General features: G+C 47.5%; 18 protein-coding genes. 14 read left to right on the top strand and 4 right to left on the bottom strand.

The features are described 5' to 3' along the window. Nucleotides 1-4 precede the first annotated feature (4 nt). Nucleotides 5-1384 (bottom strand): aldehyde dehydrogenase, encoded by a 1380-nt coding sequence (locus tag H8S18_RS06065; RefSeq protein ID WP_186857426.1) that lies wholly within the window; start codon nucleotides 1382-1384, stop codon nucleotides 5-7. 279 nt (nucleotides 1385-1663) lie between these two features. Between H8S18_RS06065 and H8S18_RS06060 the strand changes: the two genes are divergently transcribed. Continuing rightward, nucleotides 1664-2203, top strand: a complete 540-nt coding sequence (locus H8S18_RS06060) for a ferritin family protein (RefSeq protein ID WP_186857425.1) — start codon at nucleotides 1664-1666, stop codon at nucleotides 2201-2203. A gap of 158 nt (nucleotides 2204-2361) precedes the next feature. Next, on the top strand, nucleotides 2362-4194 hold the full coding sequence (locus H8S18_RS06055) for a DUF4214 domain-containing protein (RefSeq protein WP_186857424.1): 1833 nt from the start codon (nucleotides 2362-2364) through the stop codon (nucleotides 4192-4194). 77 nt (nucleotides 4195-4271) lie between these two features. On the opposite strand, the gene H8S18_RS06050 is transcribed toward H8S18_RS06055, so the two are convergent. Together H8S18_RS06050 and H8S18_RS06045 are read right to left on the bottom strand one after the other, a co-directional pair. Continuing rightward, nucleotides 4272-5696 carry an MATE family efflux transporter gene (locus H8S18_RS06050; RefSeq protein ID WP_186857423.1) on the bottom strand — a complete coding sequence of 475 codons (1425 nt, stop codon included), beginning with the start codon at nucleotides 5694-5696 and terminating at the stop codon, nucleotides 4272-4274. Continuing rightward, the gene (locus H8S18_RS06045; protein ID WP_186857422.1) at nucleotides 5693-6151 is read right to left on the bottom strand and encodes a MarR family winged helix-turn-helix transcriptional regulator; all 459 of its coding nucleotides are present in this window, start codon (nucleotides 6149-6151) and stop codon (nucleotides 5693-5695) included. Before H8S18_RS06045 ends, H8S18_RS06050 begins: the two co-directional genes overlap by 4 nt. A 204-nt stretch (nucleotides 6152-6355) precedes the next feature. Between H8S18_RS06045 and H8S18_RS06040 the strand changes: the two genes are divergently transcribed. From H8S18_RS06040 to H8S18_RS06025, 4 genes are all read left to right on the top strand, one after another. Further along, the gene (locus H8S18_RS06040; RefSeq protein WP_186857421.1) at nucleotides 6356-7135 is read left to right on the top strand and encodes a hypothetical protein; all 780 of its coding nucleotides are present in this window, start codon (nucleotides 6356-6358) and stop codon (nucleotides 7133-7135) included. 47 nt (nucleotides 7136-7182) lie between these two features. Beyond that, nucleotides 7183-8574 (top strand): glutamate synthase-related protein, encoded by a 1392-nt coding sequence (locus H8S18_RS06035; protein WP_186857420.1) that lies wholly within the window; start codon nucleotides 7183-7185, stop codon nucleotides 8572-8574. 11 nt (nucleotides 8575-8585) lie between these two features. Then, on the top strand, nucleotides 8586-9341 hold the full coding sequence (locus tag H8S18_RS06030) for an exodeoxyribonuclease III (RefSeq protein WP_186857419.1): 756 nt from the start codon (nucleotides 8586-8588) through the stop codon (nucleotides 9339-9341). 129 nt (nucleotides 9342-9470) lie between these two features. Then, complete coding sequence (locus H8S18_RS06025) at nucleotides 9471-10394, top strand: hypothetical protein (protein ID WP_186857418.1); 924 nt, start codon at nucleotides 9471-9473, stop codon at nucleotides 10392-10394. A gap of 59 nt (nucleotides 10395-10453) precedes the next feature. Here H8S18_RS06025 and H8S18_RS06020 read toward each other — a convergent pair whose 3' ends face one another. Further along, nucleotides 10454-11416 carry a ComEC/Rec2 family competence protein gene (locus tag H8S18_RS06020; RefSeq protein ID WP_186857417.1) on the bottom strand — a complete coding sequence of 321 codons (963 nt, stop codon included), beginning with the start codon at nucleotides 11414-11416 and terminating at the stop codon, nucleotides 10454-10456. 81 nt (nucleotides 11417-11497) lie between these two features. Between H8S18_RS06020 and mnmA the strand changes: the two genes are divergently transcribed. The 8 genes from mnmA (at nucleotide 11498) to H8S18_RS05980 (ending at nucleotide 18164) form a co-directional block, all read left to right on the top strand. Next, nucleotides 11498-12592: a tRNA 2-thiouridine(34) synthase MnmA gene (gene mnmA, locus H8S18_RS06015; RefSeq protein WP_186857416.1), complete on the top strand. Its 1095-nt coding sequence runs from the start codon at nucleotides 11498-11500 to the stop codon at nucleotides 12590-12592. 122 nt (nucleotides 12593-12714) lie between these two features. Further along, nucleotides 12715-13542 (top strand): endonuclease VIII, encoded by an 828-nt coding sequence (locus H8S18_RS06010; RefSeq protein ID WP_186857415.1) that lies wholly within the window; start codon nucleotides 12715-12717, stop codon nucleotides 13540-13542. A gap of 1 nt (nucleotide 13543) precedes the next feature. Then, nucleotides 13544-14437 carry a helix-turn-helix transcriptional regulator gene (locus H8S18_RS06005; protein ID WP_186857414.1) on the top strand — a complete coding sequence of 298 codons (894 nt, stop codon included), beginning with the start codon at nucleotides 13544-13546 and terminating at the stop codon, nucleotides 14435-14437. Between the two features lie 74 nt (nucleotides 14438-14511). Then, nucleotides 14512-14964 (top strand): GyrI-like domain-containing protein, encoded by a 453-nt coding sequence (locus H8S18_RS06000; RefSeq protein ID WP_186857413.1) that lies wholly within the window; start codon nucleotides 14512-14514, stop codon nucleotides 14962-14964. Further along, nucleotides 14965-15717: a GNAT family N-acetyltransferase gene (locus H8S18_RS14935; protein ID WP_186857412.1), complete on the top strand. Its 753-nt coding sequence runs from the start codon at nucleotides 14965-14967 to the stop codon at nucleotides 15715-15717. It abuts the gene before it with no gap. 1 nt (nucleotide 15718) lies between these two features. Continuing rightward, entirely contained in the window at nucleotides 15719-16612 is an 894-nt protein-coding gene (locus H8S18_RS05990) for an SPL family radical SAM protein (protein WP_186857411.1), read from the top strand. An 89-nt stretch (nucleotides 16613-16701) separates the two neighbouring features. After that, complete coding sequence (locus H8S18_RS05985) at nucleotides 16702-17751, top strand: DUF4214 domain-containing protein (RefSeq protein WP_186857410.1); 1050 nt, start codon at nucleotides 16702-16704, stop codon at nucleotides 17749-17751. Further along, nucleotides 17691-18164, top strand: coding sequence for a DUF4214 domain-containing protein (locus tag H8S18_RS05980; RefSeq protein WP_186857409.1), 474 nt, complete (start codon nucleotides 17691-17693; stop codon nucleotides 18162-18164). Before H8S18_RS05985 ends, H8S18_RS05980 begins: the two co-directional genes overlap by 61 nt. Nucleotides 18165-18798 lie beyond the last annotated feature (634 nt).

The following is an 18798-nucleotide window of genomic DNA, read 5'->3' as shown; positions in this document are numbered from 1 at the left end:
CCTTTTACTTTTTACCGATAAATTTACGCAATTCCTTCATTTTTTTCCCTGTTGGCGGAAGATAGCGAATGGGGAGGTCGATCCGGTTTGATTTATGTACGATACTTTTGTAGTGCGAGAACGTATCAAAACTTGCTTTCCCGTGGTAGCCGCCCATTCCGGAATTTCCTACGCCGCCAAAGGGCATGCGCGAGGTTGCAAGCTGCACGATCGTATCGTTTACGCAGCCGCCGCCGAAGGATACCGTCCCGAGGATGCTTCTCGCCGTCTTCTGATTGCTCGTGAACAGGTAGAGCGCAAGTGGCTTCGGATGTTTCCTAATCTCTGTGACCGCACCGTAAAGGTTCCGGAATTCGAGGACAGGAAGCAGCGGCCCGAAAATCTCTTCTTGCATGACCGGATGGTTATATGCAGCGTTATCGATGATTGTAGGTTCAATCAGCAGGGACTGTGGATCGCTCCTGCCGCCAAAAATAATTTCTTCGTTCGCCATCAGGCCGTGCAGGCGGTCGTAGTGCTTTTGGTTGATGATTTTCGGAAGCCAACCGCAGGTAAGGGGATCTTCCGTATAAAATTCAACGATCGCCTTTTTAAGTTTATCGAGGAACTTATTTTTGATTGATTCCTGCACATATAAATGATCCGGCGCAACGCATGTTTGCCCGGCATTCAGGAATTTACCCCAGGCGATGCGTTTGGCAGCTACATCGAGATCGGCCGTTTCATCTACGATACATGGGCTTTTTCCACCCAACTCAAGCGTGATGGGAGTGACAAATTGTGCAGCGGATTCCATGACCAATTTGCCGACCGTTACGCCGCCCGTAAAGAAAATATAATCGAATTGCTGTTGCAAAAGATCCTGGTTGGATTCACGTCCGCCAAGCACTACATCCACATAATCCTGCGGAAATGTAGAATGTATGATATCTGCGATGACCTTTGACGTAGCGCGGGAATAATCCGAAGGTTTCAAAATTGCCGTGTTTCCTGCGGCAAGCGCGCCGGCCAAAGGCTCAATTGTGAGCTGGAACGGATAGTTCCATGGAGACATGATGAGCGTTACTCCATAAGGTTCGGCGAGTACAAAGCTTTTAGACGGAAACTGGGCGAGCGGGGTACGTGCACGGGCAGGTTTCATCCAGCGCCGCAAGTGCTTCATTAAAAAAGTTATTTCATCAATCGTGATGCCTACTTCCGTTTCGAATGCTTCAAACGGACTTTTCCTGAGATCTTCGTGAAGCGCGTCGAAAATAGCGGATTCATTCCGGATAATTGCATTCCGGAGACTGGAAAGGGCGTCCATACGAAATTCGTAGGATTTTGTGCGCCCCGTATAAAAATATTCATTTTGCATCATTACAATTTCTGCTGCGTGACTCATCTCTATTTGCCACTCCGATCTTTCATATTTTGCGGTAAATTCATTTAAAACAGCGCGTCGCGCGCAAAATGATATGATTTCCGCATAACAGTTTCTTACCAATGGAATTCATGTAATCCTTGTGAAACTTATACTATATTGATACCACCAAACACGCTTGCCCAATCAACGAGATAAAAAAGTTGAAAAAAATCTGTTTAAGTATATTCGAGACTGTGTATAATAATCAAGATGAGCGCGTAAGCGCTCAATCGTAAAAGATTGGGAGGTAAGTTAAAAATGGTTAAGTATGTATGTCAGGTATGTGGTTACACGGTAGAAGGCGAACGTCCGGCAAAATGTCCGCAGTGTGGGGCCGACGGTTCAAGGTTTGATGAATTCGCAGGTGAGCGCGTATGGGCAGACGAGCATAAGATTGGTATCGCACAGGGCCTTGATGAGGAAGTAGTAAAAGGTTTGCGGGAAAATTTCATGGGCGAGTGCACGGAAGTTGGTATGTATCTTGCAATGTCAAGACAGGCAGACAGGGAAGGGTATCCGGAAGTTGCGGAGACCTATAAGCGGGCTGCTTTTGAAGAGGCGGAGCATGCTGCAAAGTTTGCAGAACTCCTCGGAGAAGTCGTTTATGCGGATACAAAGAAAAACCTTCAGCTTCGTGCAGATGCGGAATGCGGCGCAACGGCTGGCAAAATGGCTTTGGCAAAGAGAGCAAAAGAGCTTGGCTATGACGCGATTCACGATACGGTTCACGAAATGGCAAAAGACGAGGCGCGCCATGGCTGTGCGTTCCAGGGCCTGCTTGACAGAGTTGTAAAATAAGCGGAATTTTAAGCGGAAATACGGATTGCTTTTGCAATCCGTATTTTTTGTTGCGAGCAAACAGCACACAACATTTATGGTATATTCGGGGAAAATAATTGAAAAAAGCAGTAAATAAAATATAATAGTAAGTATATCAATTGCAGAGGAGACTTTATATGAAACGAGCAATAGCGCTTATAATCAGTGTTCTTTTATTATGTGGGGCGGCCATTGCATATGCGGAGCCAAATAGGGAGGAAAACTTTGAACTAAGCGCAATGGAGATAGGTGCGGAACCCAGTGGGGAAATGGGCAGGGGGACAACGGAGCAGACGGGTGCGATACACAGTACGGAACCAAGCCCTGACGCGGAACCAAGCCCTGACGCGGAACCAAGCCCTGACGCGGAACCAAGCCCTGACGCGGAACCAAGCCCCGACGCGGAACCAAGCCCTGACGCGGAACCAAGTCCTGATGCGGAACCAAGCCCCGAACTGAACGAAATGGCAGCGATGAGTGAGCCTTCTCTGGTCCAAAACTTTGTGGAACGGATGTATACCAAGGCGCTTGGAAGGACGGCCGATAGTTCCGGTGTGGAGTATTGGACGAAGAATCTGGAAGAAGGCAAAGCCACGGGCGCCAGTGTTGGAGCAAATTTTTTTCTCAGTGCAGAAATGCAGCGCTTGAGTCTAAGCGACGATGAGTATTTGAACAGGCTATACCGTACATTTATGAACCGTGAGGCAGATACGGGGGGAAAGGCGTATTGGAAAGGCTTTCTTGATAAAGGATGCAGCAGGAAATATGTCCTCGCGGGGTTTGTCGATTCCAAGGAGTTCAGCAATCTGTGCGTATCCTATGGAATTTTGCAAGGAAAATATCAAAGCCCGGAAAGCCGCGATAAGAATCCGGAGGCTACTGCATTTGTAAACCGGCTATATCAGCTGTGCTTCGAAAGAGCCGGGGATGTGGAAGGGCTGAATTATTGGACGCTCCAGCTGCTCAACGGAAAAACAAGCGGAGCCACGACAGCTTATCAATTTATATTTGGAAAAGAATTTACAAGCAAAAATTTAAGCGACGGAGCCTATCTGGATTACTTATATGAAGCGTTTATGGGAAGGCAGTCGGACGTGGAGGGAAAGAAATATTGGCAGGGCCTTCTTGATAAAGGATGCAGCAGGAAACTTATTTTTGCGAATTTTTCAAGTTCGAAAGAATTTAGTTCTATCTGCGCTTCTTACGGAATTTTGCGCGGAAGCTATCAAAGCCCGGAGGCAAGGGATCAGAACCCGCAGGCAACGGCATTTGTAAAAAGAATGTATGAAACCTGCCTTGGCAGGAATGCCGACGCCGATGGACTGAATTACTGGACAGGAAGATTAAACAGCGGGAGCATGACTGGCACCGGGATCGCGTATGATTTTTTTGCAAGCAAGGAATTTACCGGAAAAGGATTCAGCAACAGCGCCTATGTTGATAAACTGTATGAAGCGGTTATGGGCAGAGCGGCGGATGCAAGCGGTAAGCAATACTGGCTGGGAACGTTGAGCAGTATGCGAAAAACACGAAAAACATTGTTATCCGCATTTATGGACAGCAAAGAATTTACAGAACTCTGTTCTTCTTACGGAATTCAGCGCGGAGCCATCGAAAAACCTGGACGGGTAGAAGATTTCATCAATGCTGCGCTTGACCAGCTAGGTAAACCGTATAAGCTTGGGGGGAAAGGGCCCGATGAATTTGATTGCTCTGGGTTTATCTATTATGCGCTCAGGCAAAGCGGCAACAATATTCCCTATATGACCTCGGGCGATTGGGCGGAATCAAGCTATCCGACAATCGCCTTGGAAGACCTGCGGCGGGGAGACATCATATGCATGCCCGGACATGTAGCCATTTATTTGGGAGAAGGTATGATCGTGGATGCTTCTACCAGTAACAATGCAATCGTAATGCGGTATTTCTGGGGAATGGATAGCGTTATTTGCGGGAAAAGACCGCTATAGGCCATTGTGGACTCAATATAAATTAATATAAAAAGGTTAAGGCGGTAAAAAGGCCTTAACCTTTTTTATTCCCTTTATTATGCCGCAGCAGCAGACGTGTCAATGGAAGGATCATCCGTCTGGCGAATCCATGTATTCAGCTTTTTCATCTCGCGTATCACGAAGATTGCCACGATGACAGCGGAACCCACATCAGCTACGGGTCCTGCGTAAAGAATACCATCCAATCCAAAATACAGTGGAAGGATCAGGACGAGCGGGATCAGCAGTAAAAGCTGCCGCAGCATAGAAAGGATTGTTGCTTTAAACGGCTGGCCCGTTGCCTGGAAATAGCTTGTGGAGACAATCTGGAAACCTGCACAAAAGATACCGCCCAAATAGACGCGCATGCATTTGACTGCGAACACCGTAAAGTTGGGCTCCGCATCGCCGAACAGGCTGAGGATCGCCTCCGGAAACAGCTGGCAGATAAGCCACGCGGCAATGACGACTACCGTAGAAATCCATGCCGCCATTACGAATGTTTTCTTGATCCGCTTTGGCTGGCCGGCGCCGCGGTTAAAGCCTAAGATCGGCTGTGCGCCAATACCAATCCCGATACATGCCGCCGCAAGGATCATAGCAATCTTCATGACAATGCCCATTGCTGAAAGCGCGATATCCCCGCCAACTCCTGCCTGGTTTCCATAAAACACGAGGGAGTTATTCATTACAATCTGCGTAATACAAGCTACGATTTGCGTAATGAATGACGAAATGCCGAGCGTTAAAATCATTTTGCAGGTACGGCCATGCAGCTTCATATATTTTTTTTCAAACCGCATACTCTTTCCGCTTTTTGCGAAATAAACGGAAAGAATGACCGTGGAAATTGCTTGCGAGGTAATCGTTGCAATGGCTGCGCCCGTGACACCCCAATGGAATACAAAAATATAGAGAGGGTCGAGTATTGTATTGAGGATTGCGCCAATTAAAATACTATACATCGAAAGGTTAGGGCTGCCATCCGTACGGGCCATATTGGAAAGGACAATACTTACGACGTTGAACGGCGTACCGAGCAGAATGACCGTCGAATATTCTTTTGCATAGGGCATACTGTCTGCCGTTGCGCCGAAGGCTTGCAGCATCGGATCGAGAAAAAGGAAGCAGGCTGCCATCATAATGCCGCTGATAATAATGGAGAGAATAAATCCATTGTTGAGGGCACGCTGTGCTTCTTCCTCCTTTTTTTCACCAAGCTTAAGGGCGGCATAAGCACTGCCGCCTGTTCCTACGAGGGCGGCAAAAGAGATCAGGATCGTCATAATCGGGAACGAAATCGTCGTTGCCGCATTGCCAAGATAACCAACGCCCTGGCCAATGAAAATCTGGTCGACAATATTGTAGACCGAATTGATTAAAAATGAAATGATTGCCGGCCAGGCAAAGGTCTTGAGCAGTTTGCCGATTGGTTTATAGCCTAATGGGTTTCTTGTTTCCGCAAGTGCTGTTTCACTCATACAGTCTTTCCTCCTTGGTCGTCTTTTGTAAATTCATAAGCGTTTTTTGCCATCAATTCCATCAGGCGTTCCGCAAGAATGATTTCTTCGTCCGACATACCGCGGGTGAGGATGCCATTCCATTTTCGGACCGCCGTATAGACGGAATCAACGATAGGCCGCGCTTTTTCAGTGGTATACAGGCGGCAAACCCGTCCGTCGGCCGGATCGGATTCACGGCGGATAAACCCATATTCTTCCATCTTATGGATTGCCCGGGTTGCAGTGGCTTTGTCGTAATGGCCGCATTTAGCCAAATCATAGACGTTAATTCCCTGATTCTCGAAAATACGGACGAGAAAAAAATGTTGTCCCGCCCCGATGCCAAGGGAATTTAACTCCTGATCATAATAGCGCATACCGTGCCTGTTAATAATAGAAGCGTATTTATTTAAAGTGAACTGCCGCTTTGGCAAAAGGATCCCTCCAATCCAATCAAATAGTTGCGTCTGCAACCTAAAATACTATAGCACATGATAGTTGCGAACGCAACTACTTTTTTATCGGTGATATATGCTGCGGGGGAATGCGAAAAGATAGTATGAAATGCGTTGTTTTGATTGCCATCAGGCATATGGGTATGGTATCGTAAAAGTATTAATGATCGGGGGTATCTCTTTATGAAAAACGAAATGTCTAAGTATCGGAGGCGGCTTTTTGGGGGGCTGATCTTCTATGGGATTTTTTCACTTGGAATTATCCCCGTTTTTACGCTCATCATGGGCACGAAAGACAATATTCTCACGACATCCATGTCGGCAATGGGAAACACGAGCGGCAGCATGCATTTCTGGTTTATCATCTGGACAATCGTGTTTTGCGCGTATTTTGCCAGCTTTATGGGCTATTTGCTGATGCTTACCAAAAACACACATTCCAAGATACGCGGATTTGTCTACTTTGCCATTGCGGTGCTGATCGTAGGGAATTTTTTTCCGTTTCTGCCAGAGACATTTCCGGGCTTTTCATCCCTGCATAACTTCTGCGCGCAAATTTCATCCATATCGCTTGCCGTGAGCCTGATGCTGTTTGCGCTGACGCTGCGGAATTCTTATTCACTGATGTTCAAAAAAGCACTGGTTTTTGTGCTGATTATCTGGATTGTTCTAGTCGCGCTGATGGGCCTTTTGGGAACCACCAGCCTGACGGAAATGACGGGCATTATACTTGCCGGGATATTTCTGTTTACAGTACTTGTGTGGCTGTATCGGGAAGATACCTTTGATCCGGTGCAATCCCTGAAAGACAGCGATGCGGAAGATGCGGTGGAAAGGGCCTATAGGCTTTCCAAAAAAGTTGAAGCGGCAAAAAAAGAGTATTTGAAGCTTGAAGCAGAGCTGCGCCGCGCAAAGATTGAAGCGGAAGAAGCATGCAGGATTGCCAAACATAAAAGGGAGTGAATACCGGATAAAAAGCAATATAATTTTTGAAATAAGGAGGTCGAAAAGTGGCGGTTTATAAATGCAGTGTGTGTGGAAATACGTATGACGAAGCGGATGGAATATTGTTTCAGGATTTGGAGGGGAATTGGACGTGCGATATATGCCAAGCGGCAAAAAGCATGTTCGTGTGTGTAGGGGAGGAAAGGACAGGAGACGTACAACAGGGACGGGAACTCGATTATCCGGCCGACCTATTTAAACCGTTTGCCGAAACGGAGCCGTATATGGCAACGATTCACGAAATCGCGGTAAGCGGGAAACCGGTTATTGAACCGATGAAAACGCTTTTGCCTATTATTTCGTGGGATGATATCCTGTTTCTGGGAGCGCAGCTTTCTCCTTTTCCACTTGAGGAGCATGCAGAAGTAAATACCCGTACGGTTATTGGGAAGAATGCAAAAAAGCCTTTGGTTCTTGAAAGCCCGCTTTATGTGACACATATGTCGTTTGGCGCCCTTTCGCGGGAGCTTAAGATTGCGCTTGCCAAAGGAGCGGCCGGCATCCGAACGGCAATGTGCAGCGGGGAAGGCGGAATTCTTCCGGAAGAGATAGACGTTTCCTATCGGTATATCTTTGAATATGTTCCTAATTTCTACAGTGTAACACCGGAAAACCTGAAACGGGTAGATGCGATTGAAATTAAAATTGGACAGGGAACAAAGCCGGGCATGGGAGGGCATTTACCGGGTGAAAAAGTTACGGAAGAGATTGCCATGATCCGCAATAAACCGGTGGGCAAAGATATCATCAGCCCTTCACGCATTCCGGGAATTAACTCGAAAGAGGACCTGAAAGAAGTTGTAGAGGGCCTGCGTGAAGCTTCGGATGGCCGACCGATTGGCGTGAAGCTTGCGGCAGGGCACATTGAACGGGATCTTGAAGCGGCAATTTTTGCACAACCGGATTTCGTTACAATGGATGGACGCGGCGGAGGGACAGGCGCCAGTCCGAAATTTTTAAAAGATTCGGCTTCGGTTCCTACTATTTTTGCGCTTTATCGCGCACGAAAATATCTGGATGAGCATGCGCCGGATATCGGACTGGTTATCACGGGCGGACTGCGCACGCCGGCCGACTTTATCAAAGCGCTGGCAATGGGCGCGGATGCCGTCGCGTTGGGGTCGGCAGTGCTGATGGCGGCAATGTGCATGCAATACAGGCAATGCCATAACGGAAACTGCCCAATGGGCGGGTTGACACAGGACAAAGGCCTGCGCAGCAGGCTGGATATTGAAAAAAGCGCAGCCCGGGTGGCAAATTTTCTGCGGGTTTCAACCGAAGAATTGAAGATGTTTGCAAGAGTATCGGGACACAGCGACGTGCATAGGCTTACCGCGGAAGACCTTGCCACCGTCAATTCGGAAATCTCAAATTATACAAATATCAGGCATGTGTAAAGGATGACAGGATGAAATTAATATCATGGAACGTAAACGGCCTGCGGGCCGCGGCAGGAAAGGGCTTCCTTGAGTATCTTCATGGAAGCGGCGCGGATGTCTTCTGTGTTCAGGAGACGAAAATGCAGCGCGGACAGGCGGAGTTTGATTTTAAGGAATATCATGAGTACTGGAACAGCGCCGAGAAAAAAGGATATTCGGGTACGGCGGTATTTTCAAAAACAGAGCCGCTCGGCGTAGCCTATGATTTTGACATAGAGGAGCACAGCCACGAAGGACGGGTGATTACGCTCGAATTCGGGGACTTCTATCTTGTGAACGTCTATACGCCAAATTCCGGCGAGGGTTTAAAGCGCCTCGAATATCGTCTCAAGTGGGAAGACGATTTCCGCGCCTATCTGCATACGCTGAATGAAAAGAAAGGTGTGGTTGTGTGTGGAGACCTCAATGTGGCGCATACGGAGATTGATCTTAAAAACCCCAGGACGAATGTGAAAAATGCAGGATTTACGCCGCAGGAACGGGAAAAAATGACGGAACTCCTGGATTCCGGGTTCATCGATTCCTTCCGATACCTGCATCCAGATGAAACAGGCCGGTACTCATGGTGGTCTTACCGCTTTAACGCGCGGGCGAATAACGCGGGATGGCGCATTGATTATTTTCTTGTATCGGAGGACATGAAGGATAGAATCGGGGAGGCGGACATCTGTCCGGACATCATGGGCAGCGATCATTGCCCGGTGTTTTTGGTTTTGAAAGAGTAAGCAAAACGGAGGCGGCTGACGGCCGCCTTTTTCATATAATTTTAAGAAAGTGTTCAGCGGGTTGTAAAACACTTGCTTCCGCTTCCGCCTATAATAAAAGACAGGGAAACCGGAACGGAGGCAGAAAAAATGAACAGCAAAAAAAGTAAGGTCATAAAGACGGTTGCCGCAGCCGCAGCAGGAGTGATCGTAGTGAGTGCCTTGTGTAGTTGTGCGCCGCTTTATGGAAAAATAGGGGAAATGATGGAAGCGGCCGTAAGCGTAGGCCGCGAGAAAATCGCAGAAGCAAGAGAGGAAAACAATATATGCGAAGAACCGGGAATTGCCGTGGCCTATGGAGGCGCAGAGGGCAGCGTGTGGGATGGCGAAGAAGATGATATGAAACCGTACGAGCCTTTTGGCGTGACCCTGAAGGAAAGAGACGGAAACTACTGGTTTCATGGAAAACCACTTGCAGGTCTCCGCGACGAGGGATACAATACCGTAACGAACGGCATCTTCGCGGAAGTTGGTGCATTTGTCCTTGTGGAACGGGATGAAAATGGAAATATTACGCGCGTTTATGAAACGGACATAAAAGGGTTCGAAGATGCAAGCGGGATGACCGGTCTTGGAATCTCAACGGAACAGCGGGCGAAAGAAATGGGATATGCGTTCCACCGGGAGAGCGGAACCGTAAAGGATATGGACGACAAAGAATTTGCCGCTTTTGAAGCAAAACTCCATGCGAAATACAGGGATGAGGACGCGGTCGTGCAGGTAAATGATTATGTGTTCTGGTTTGATAAAAATGAATTGATGGACTTAAGTTCGTTTTGCGCAAGCAGCGCAAACCGCTATGGAGCCAAAGTATATGCGGATTATGCCATTGCAGATGAAATGGATCTTTCCCAGCTTGACGACGAGAAAACAGACCAGGTTATTTTCGACGTATTGAAAGAAAACCCGGAGGGGAATAAGGCAGAGATCGGAAAACAGATCAAAAAAGCTATTGCACAAGCGTATGGGATTAATGAAACCTATATTACAGTGGAAGTAAATGAAATGGACTGACAGGCAGGAAAACGCCGGGCGCCAAATTTATTTGCGTCCGGCGTTTTTATTTCCCTTTTTTAAGCCGCTGCCGCATAGCGAATGGCAGTCCCATCCGAGAAAACGGCAATATCGCTGTTTTGATCGGTACGCAGGATTGTGATGCCCATTGCATTGAGCATATCGACGGTCTCCTTGTGGGGATGCCCATAATCGTTACCTTCGCCGCAGTTGATAATGGCGAAGGAAGGAGTCGTTACATTGAGAAATTCCTGTGTTGTGGCATTATGGGAGCCATGATGGCCAACTTTGAGGACGTCCACGTCCATCAGGCCGGAATAGTTTGCCAGCATATCCGCAATCGCTTCTTCTTCGGCATCGCCCTCGAACAGGAACTTTGTACTGCCGTATTCGGCAAGCAGCACGATGCTCGAATTGTTGGCGTCGCTATACTCGCGGTTCTGTGGGTTTAAGGCCGTAAAACGAATGCCGCCGAGGTTGAATGCATATCCCTCCGTCACATTGACTGCGGGAATGCTGTTTTCTTCGATTGCGTCGAGCATTTTTTCATAGGTTTTCGTTGTCGCTGTAAAATCGGTCATATAAATCGTGCCTACTGGGATATTGTTTAATACTGCCGCCATGGAACCGATATGGTCGGCGTGCGGATGTGTGGCTACCACAGCATCGAGGGATTCGATTCCAAGTGCAGAAAGCGTATCGAGGATACGGTCCGCGTCGTCACTTTCGCCCGCGTCAATCAATAGGGAATGCCCATCCGGCGTCAGGAACACCATACTGTCGGAATTCCCGGTATCGATCACATAGAGCAGCAAATCATCGTTATCCGGCGGTACCAGCTTGGCGACGTTCGCCGCCGTTTCCGCCGACGAAGAAGAGGACGCGGTACTGCTGAAAATTTCCCCAAGGGAATCCAGGAAAGTACCGTCTGTTCCGAGCGCGAACATGAGCAATAAACCCGCAATACATAAAATAGCGATAAGCGCGCCAGCGGCTGTCTTTTTCTTTCGTCTTCCGGCCATTTGTGCCTCCTTGCATAATTCCTATGAACGATTATACTATAATTGGGTGGCATATTATAGAAGACCGGAGAGAAAAATTTTATGGAAAACAGAAAAAAACGCGTCATTGTAGGAATGTCCGGCGGCGTGGATTCGGCGGTGTCGGCACTGCTTTTGAAAGAGCAGGGCTATGATGTAGTGGGCGTTTTTATGAAAAATTGGGACGACAGTGCGGAAGACTCCGAGTGTCCTGCGGCAGCGGATTATGACGATGTGCGCTCGGTCTGCGCAAAAATAGATATCCCGTATTATACCGTTAATTTTGAGCATGAATATTGGGAACGTGTGTTTCGGTATTTCCTGGAGGAATATAAACGTGGACGGACCCCAAATCCGGATGTATTGTGCAACAAAGAGATCAAGTTTGCGGCATTCCTCGATTTTGCCAAAAAAGCGGGAGCGGATTTCCTTGCGACCGGGCATTATGCGCGGCTCGAACGCCGAAATGGAACGACTTATCTTAAAAAAGGCCTTGATGAAGGGAAAGACCAGAGTTATTTCCTGTGTATGTTGTCTCAGAGCCAGATCGAACGGGCAATGTTCCCGGTGGGAGAACTGCAAAAAGCAGATGTGCGGCGCATTGCCGATGAAGCAGGGCTTTCAGTGGCTAAGAAAAAAGATTCTACAGGTATCTGCTTCATTGGGGAACGAAAATTCAAACAGTTTTTGCAGACCTACCTTCCCGCCAATCCGGGCGATATGAAGACACTGGACGGGAAGGTTGTCGGAAGGCACGACGGACTGATGTATTATACGCTTGGACAAAGGCGGGGACTTGATATCGGCGGATCCAAAGAGGGGACGGGTGAACGCTGGTTTGTCGTCAGGAAGGATATGGAACACAACGTTTTATACGTTTCGCAGGGCGCAGAGTCGGAACTTCTTTTCTCCCGTGCGCTTATTATGAGTGGAATGAATTTTATTTCGGGCGGGAAAGAAAAAGAAAATTTTGATTGCATGGCCAAGGTCCGCTACCGCCAGCCAGACCAGCAGGCATATGCCGAAAAGCGCGGTGAGGGCGTGTACCGCGTGGAATTTACGGAGAAGCAGCGGGCGGTCACGCCGGGGCAGTATTGCGTTTTGTATGACAAAGACACCTGCCTTGGCGGCGGCGTAGTTGACGAGGTGGTTTTTTAGGCGGAGAAGACCGGTGGCTGAATCCTGTTTGAGGGTATGGCGTGCGTCTTAAATATGACATATGATGTCCGCTTTTGTGTGGTACACTGAGCTATCAAACATATATTGTGGGAGGAAACATAATGATCGAGCTGCCGGAAAGCGTCACGCTGGCACGCCAACTTACGGGGGCAATCAGGGGGAAGCGGGTCGAGCGCGCTGTTGCAGGGAAAAGTCCGCACCGTTTCGCATTCTTTGCCGAAGAACCGGAACACTACGATATGCTCCTGCGGGGCAAGATAGCGGGAGAGACCCGCTCCTATGGCGGATATGTTGAGATCGAACTGGAAAATATGCGGCTCAGTTTCAATGATGGGGTCAACCTGCGTTTTTTTGCGCCCGGGCAGCCGGAGCCAAAAAAGCATCAACTTTACCTTGTGTTTGACGATGGGAGCGCACTCGTGGGAAGTGTGCAGATGTACGGGGCGCTTACGGCATTTCGGGCGGGAACGAACGATAGTCCATATTATCTTGCAGCGCGAGAGAAGGTATCGCCGCTGGAAGAAGGATTTGATGTAGACTATTTCCAAGCACTTCTTGGGAATGTGGACCGGAAAAAAAGCTCAGCGAAGGCCTTCCTGGCGACGGAGCAGCGGATTCCCGGGCTTGGAAACGGTGTGTTGCAGGATATCTTATGGACAGCGAGGATCCATCCGAAGAAAAAAGTGGGAGATTTCACCGGACGGGAAATCGCGGAGCTTTATATGGCCGTTAAAAATGTGCTCCGAGACATGGCGGAAAAAGGCGGCCGAGATACGGAAAAAGACTTGTATGGAAAGCCGGGCGGATATAGGACGATTCTCAGCAAAAATAATACCGCCATGGTTTGCCCGGAGTGCGGCGGCGAAATCAGGAAAGAAGCCTATTTAGGGGGCAGTATTTATTATTGCCCGATCTGCCAGAAAATCTGAAATGCGAAATAACCGTTTATTTGAAATCATTTATGTTCTTTTAGATAAGCGCAAGGTAACGGCAAAGGAGCTTGCGGAACGCTTCGAAGTTTCCGTGCGTACAATTTATCGTGATATCGATGCTTTAAGTCTTGCGGGGATCCCGGTTTACACGGAAAAAGGAAAAGGAGGGGGTATTTCCTTAATGGAGGGATTTATCCTGCAAAATTCGCTGCTTTCGGGAGAGGAACAAGACAGGATTCTGATGGGATTGCAAAGTTTGCGTGCAGCACAATATCCAGAAACAGAGGAGGTTCTTTCTAAATTAAGCGCGGTATTCCAGCAAAAAGATACCGGATGGATCGAGGTGGACTTTTCCGCTTGGGGGACAACTGAAAAAGAAAAATTTTTGCTCTTGAAGGAAGCTGTACTGAAAAAAGAAGCAGTTACATTCAATTATTTCGGGGCAAACGGAAAACAGGAACGGAGGCTGGTGGAGCCGCTTCGACTGCTCTATAAAAGCCGGGCGTGGTACGTGCAAGGATTCTGCCGGAATCGTGGGGATTACCGGACATTCCGTATATCGCGTATCAAGATGCCGGAATTGACAGGAGAATCTTTCCAGCGCGGGATGGATGCACTGCCGCGGGAAATAGAAAAAGGCGGCGGTCAGGAATGCGTAAAAGTTATACTGCACATTGGATCGCAGATGACATACCGGGTCTATGACGAATTTGAAGAGCAGAGTATTCAAAAAACAGAAAATGGGTTTGTGGTGGAGATGAACGCGCCGGAAGATGAATGGCTTTATGGCTATCTTCTTTCCTTCGGTCCGTTTGCTTCAGTTGTTTATCCGGAACGCATTCGTAAGGTTATTGCCGGCCGGCTTCAAGAAATGCTCGGAAATTATAACTAACTGACATATAGTGTCATATTATGCCTGTTATGCTGGTCTTATCAGGAATGAATGGGAAAGGAAGCAAAACAGACATGGACTATGAAGTGGTAAATATTGGTGGGAAAACTGTCGAAGGAATTGGGATCAAGACGGAAAACAAAGACGGAAAAGCAATGCGCGATATTTTTCCGTTGTGGGATGATTTCTTTGGGAGCGGTAAAGAAGAGATGATTCGTGGGCGGGTGAATACAAAGTACATTGGCCTGTATACCGATTATGAAGGCGATTTTACGAAACCATATTCCTATCTTGCGGGATGCGAGACGGATGGAAGTGGGATGCCTGTATTCACAGTGAAAAAGATTCGTGCCGGGAGATATGCGAAATTTGTGACAAAAGATCCGGAAAAGGGGCTTGGAGAAATCTGGAACGCGGTATGGAACATGCCGCTGAAAAGGACGTATATCAGCGACTTTGAGGAATATCTCCCCGGGAAGGACGGACAGCCTGAGGAAATACACGTTTATATCGGAGTGGAGGAATAGGTGGAAAATCTAATAGAGGTAAACGGAGATACGATTGACAGGGAGCATGTATGCTGCGCAATTTCGGATAAAAAAAGTGCACAGGCGAAAAAGGAATGGATGAAGAGGTGTTTTCCCGACGGATACCAATTCTGGAAGGCAAACGCGCAGGGAAAAGCATTGATTGAATTTGTTCCAGCGGAAAACGCATGGGCGCCGATTCACGCAGACGGCTATCTGTTTATCGATTGCTTCTGGGTTGCCGGTTCACTCGCGAAAAAAGGATATGGGACTGCTCTGCTTAAGCTGTGCAGTGAAACGGCGGCGAAAATGGGGAAAAAGGGACTGGTGGCAATTTCTGCCGATAAAAAGCGGCCGTTTCTCTCCGATCCAGCATTCTACAAAAAGGGTGGGTTCCGAACGGCGGATATCGCGCCGCCTTTTTTTGAACTCCTGCACCTGCCGTTTGATGAAAATGCAGATATTCCTAAATTCCGGGAAAATGCCAAAAGAGGGACTGCTGCGCAGCAAGGTGTCACAGTTTGTTATACGGATCATTGCCCGTGGACCGCGAAATATATTCCGTTGCTAGAAAAAATTGCAGAGGAACGAAAAGCATCCGTTTGCTTCCAAAAGATCAATACTAAGGAAGAAGCGCAGGATGCGCCGTCCCCATTCACAACGTTTTCAGTTTATTATAATGGAATATTTGTGACCAATGAAATTTTCAGCGGCAAAAAATTCATCGGTTTTTTAGAGGAAAAGGGTTTCTGATATGGAGCTTGTATCTGCGAAGACGATTCTTGCCCGGCCCAAAGACGACTCATGGTTTGGCAATGACTATAATATGAATCTATACCGGGGATGCTGCCATGGTTGTATTTATTGCGACAGCAGGAGCGAATGCTATGGCGTAGAAGACTTCGGCCGGGTTCGGCTGAAGAGAAACGCGCTGCAGATTCTGGAAGGCGAGCTGCAAAAAAAGAAGAGGAAAGGCGTTGTGGGGGTGGGGGCGATGTCTGACACCTACAATCCATTCGAAAAGGAAATGAAAGTGACGCGCGGTGCGCTTAAGTTGTTGGACCAGTACGGCTTTGGCCTGGCGCTCGATACCAAAAGTACGCTTGTGCTGCGGGATATCGACCTGATTGAACAGATATCCCGGAAAAGCTGCGCCAATGTTAAGATCACGATTACGAGTGCAGACGATTCTTTGTCAAAGGTCATTGAACCGCACGCACCGGCCTCATCGGAGCGCTTCCGGGCAATCCGGGAACTGAGCCGCGCAGGGATCTTTACAGGCGTATTGTTTACCCCTATGCTTCCTTATATTACAGATACGGAAGAAAACGTGACAGCGATGGTCCGGCTCGCGCATGAAAACGGGGCGCGCTTTATCTTTCCTATGTTCGGCGTAACGCTCCGCCAGAATCAGAGGGATTATTATTATAAAAAGCTGGATAGACACTTTCCCGGACTCAGCCAAAAGTACCGCAATGTATTCCGAAGCAACTATTTCTGCGGTTCCCCGCAGACAAAGAAACTGCGCAGCTTGTTTCAAGTGGAATGCAAAACATACGGCCTGATCTTTCGAATGCGGGATATCATTGCAGCATATAAAGAAACAAAACCAAGGGTAGGGCAACTCAGTTTTTTTGATCGGATTTAAAGTATTCTTAATTGTAAAATAATCAGGCTGTGCTATACTAAAAGAAGCAGAAAAGTAGGTTCTATATAAAAAAGAGAGGGGATTGTTTTATGAAAAAGATTGTTGCATTTATCGTAGTAGCACTGATGCTGGTAAGTTCGGTTGCTTTCGCGGCGGAAGCACCGATGACGGAGGCAGAATCTTCCGCGGCAATAACAGAGGCAACGGCGGAGACATCGGGCGAGAATGTTGACGCTGAGCCAAGCAGTAGTGCCGAGCCGAGTATGGAACCAAGCGTTGCACCAAGCGCCGAACCAACCCCGGATGCGGAAGTGGAGCAGCACGAAGTTTTAGAAACGTTACCCAGCGCCGAAATAGAAGAACGGGTGGACGGACCTAACGGGGATATGAAGGATGGCTTCCAGCCAGCGGAAAAGTTTGTGAATGTTGACGCTGAAGCCCTCCAAGTGGCCTATGACCAGACAAAGGCAGATGAGCAGTCAATGGCGGCGCAGGACTATCATCTGATCGTGAATCAACCACTTAGCGGGAAAACATATTATACAGGGGCCGACATCTATACGGAAGCTGAAATGTATGATTGTTATGGATGGTATTACGGGATCATTGTTTATAAGGATGGCAACTTATATGATATCGTTACAGGAAACAATTTTATTAAAGTGAGCGGTACGCAAACCTATTACGGTGATTGGGATACATCAGGCTATGCACCGGGTAGCTACGAAATGGTTGCGGTTGTTACAACCGGCTTGGATTTCAGCGGGACTTTGATGTATACGGCACATAGCTATATAACTTTGCTTGAGCCCACGGCAATTAAGTCGTTTGTGACGAGAATGTACCAAACCGTTTTAGGCCGCAATCCCGACAACGATGGTCTTGCTTTTTGGACGAAGAATCTCGTTAAAGGAAAAAATACAGGAGTCGATCTGGCCTACAGCTTTTTTTTCAGTACGGAAATGAATAAGAAAAATTTAAGCGATAGTGCTTTTATCGAAGCACTATATAAGGCTGTCTTCGGGCGATCTGCCGATCCGAGCGGAAAGGCATATTGGCAAGGATTGCTGGATAAAGGATGCAGCCGGAAAGCTGTGCCGGTCTTATTAATTCAAAGGAATATCGTACTCTTTGCTTAAATTACGGGATCACTGCAGGCAGTTACGCAAGTAATGAGGCGAGAGATAAGAATGCGAATATCACAGCATTTGTAAACCGTATGTATACTTTGTGCCTCGGGCGTAAGGGGGATGCAGCCGGCTTGAATTTCTGGACCGCCGGCTTGATTAATAAAAGCCTGACAGGTGCAAGCGCGGCAGCTAATTTCTTAAACAGCAAAGAATTTACAGGTAAGAACCTGAGCAACAGTGCATATTTGGATGTGATGTATCAGGCGATGTTTGGACGTAAGTCCGATGCAACCGGAAAATCGTATTGGATAAATCAAATGAATCGAGGAGTAAGCAGGCGAAATGTATTGGCAACATTCATAAACTCCGCTGAATACAGCAAGGTATGTGCGTCTTATGGAATTGTGAGAGGTAGTATGTAATTCTATAAAAAATAGAAAAAAGAGGAGGCTGCCAAAACGGCAGGCTAAGCGTATCGAAAAAAGTATCCCGCCGCAACGCGGGATACTTTTTCGACTAGGGCTTTAGCCTGTTGAGGATACAAAGCGTCCGAGTAGAGCAGGAAAAGCGTGATATAGCCTTGAATAAATTGAACGTAAAGGGGTACGAGGGCCCCGTTAGGGGGTAAGCTGGTAATACGAACGCTCTTTCAGGAGCGGCAAAGGCCTAAGAAGCTTGAACGCAAGTGAAAATCCAGCGTCTTTAGGTGCTGGATAGTAAGATATTTGGTTGCAATATATAAAAGTATTTGAAGATAAGATGGAGGCAAAGGCAAAAAAGATAATTGATAAGAAAATAAAACGATGAAAAACTGGATACTGATAGGCAGCCCTGATGGAGCTGCGGCATTGTTTAAGTAAATAAATAGAAACTTGGCTTTAAACGCATGGAAAAATCAATTTCTGGCCTGCTTTGGAATGCATAAAAAAGCCATTTAAAAAAAAGACAAAAAAAAACTAAAAAAAGGAGTTGACACAGGGGAGGGAGTTTGGTATTATAAATAAGCCGCAAAAAACGCGGCGAACCTTGAAAAATCAATACAGTACCAAGAACGAA

It is taken from the genome of Christensenella tenuis, assembly GCF_014287795.1.
Classification (GTDB): Bacteria; Bacillota; Clostridia; order Christensenellales; family Christensenellaceae; genus Christensenella; species Christensenella tenuis.
Note: the sequence above shows the minus strand (reverse complement) of the source record. Positions and strands in the feature narration are given on the sequence as shown.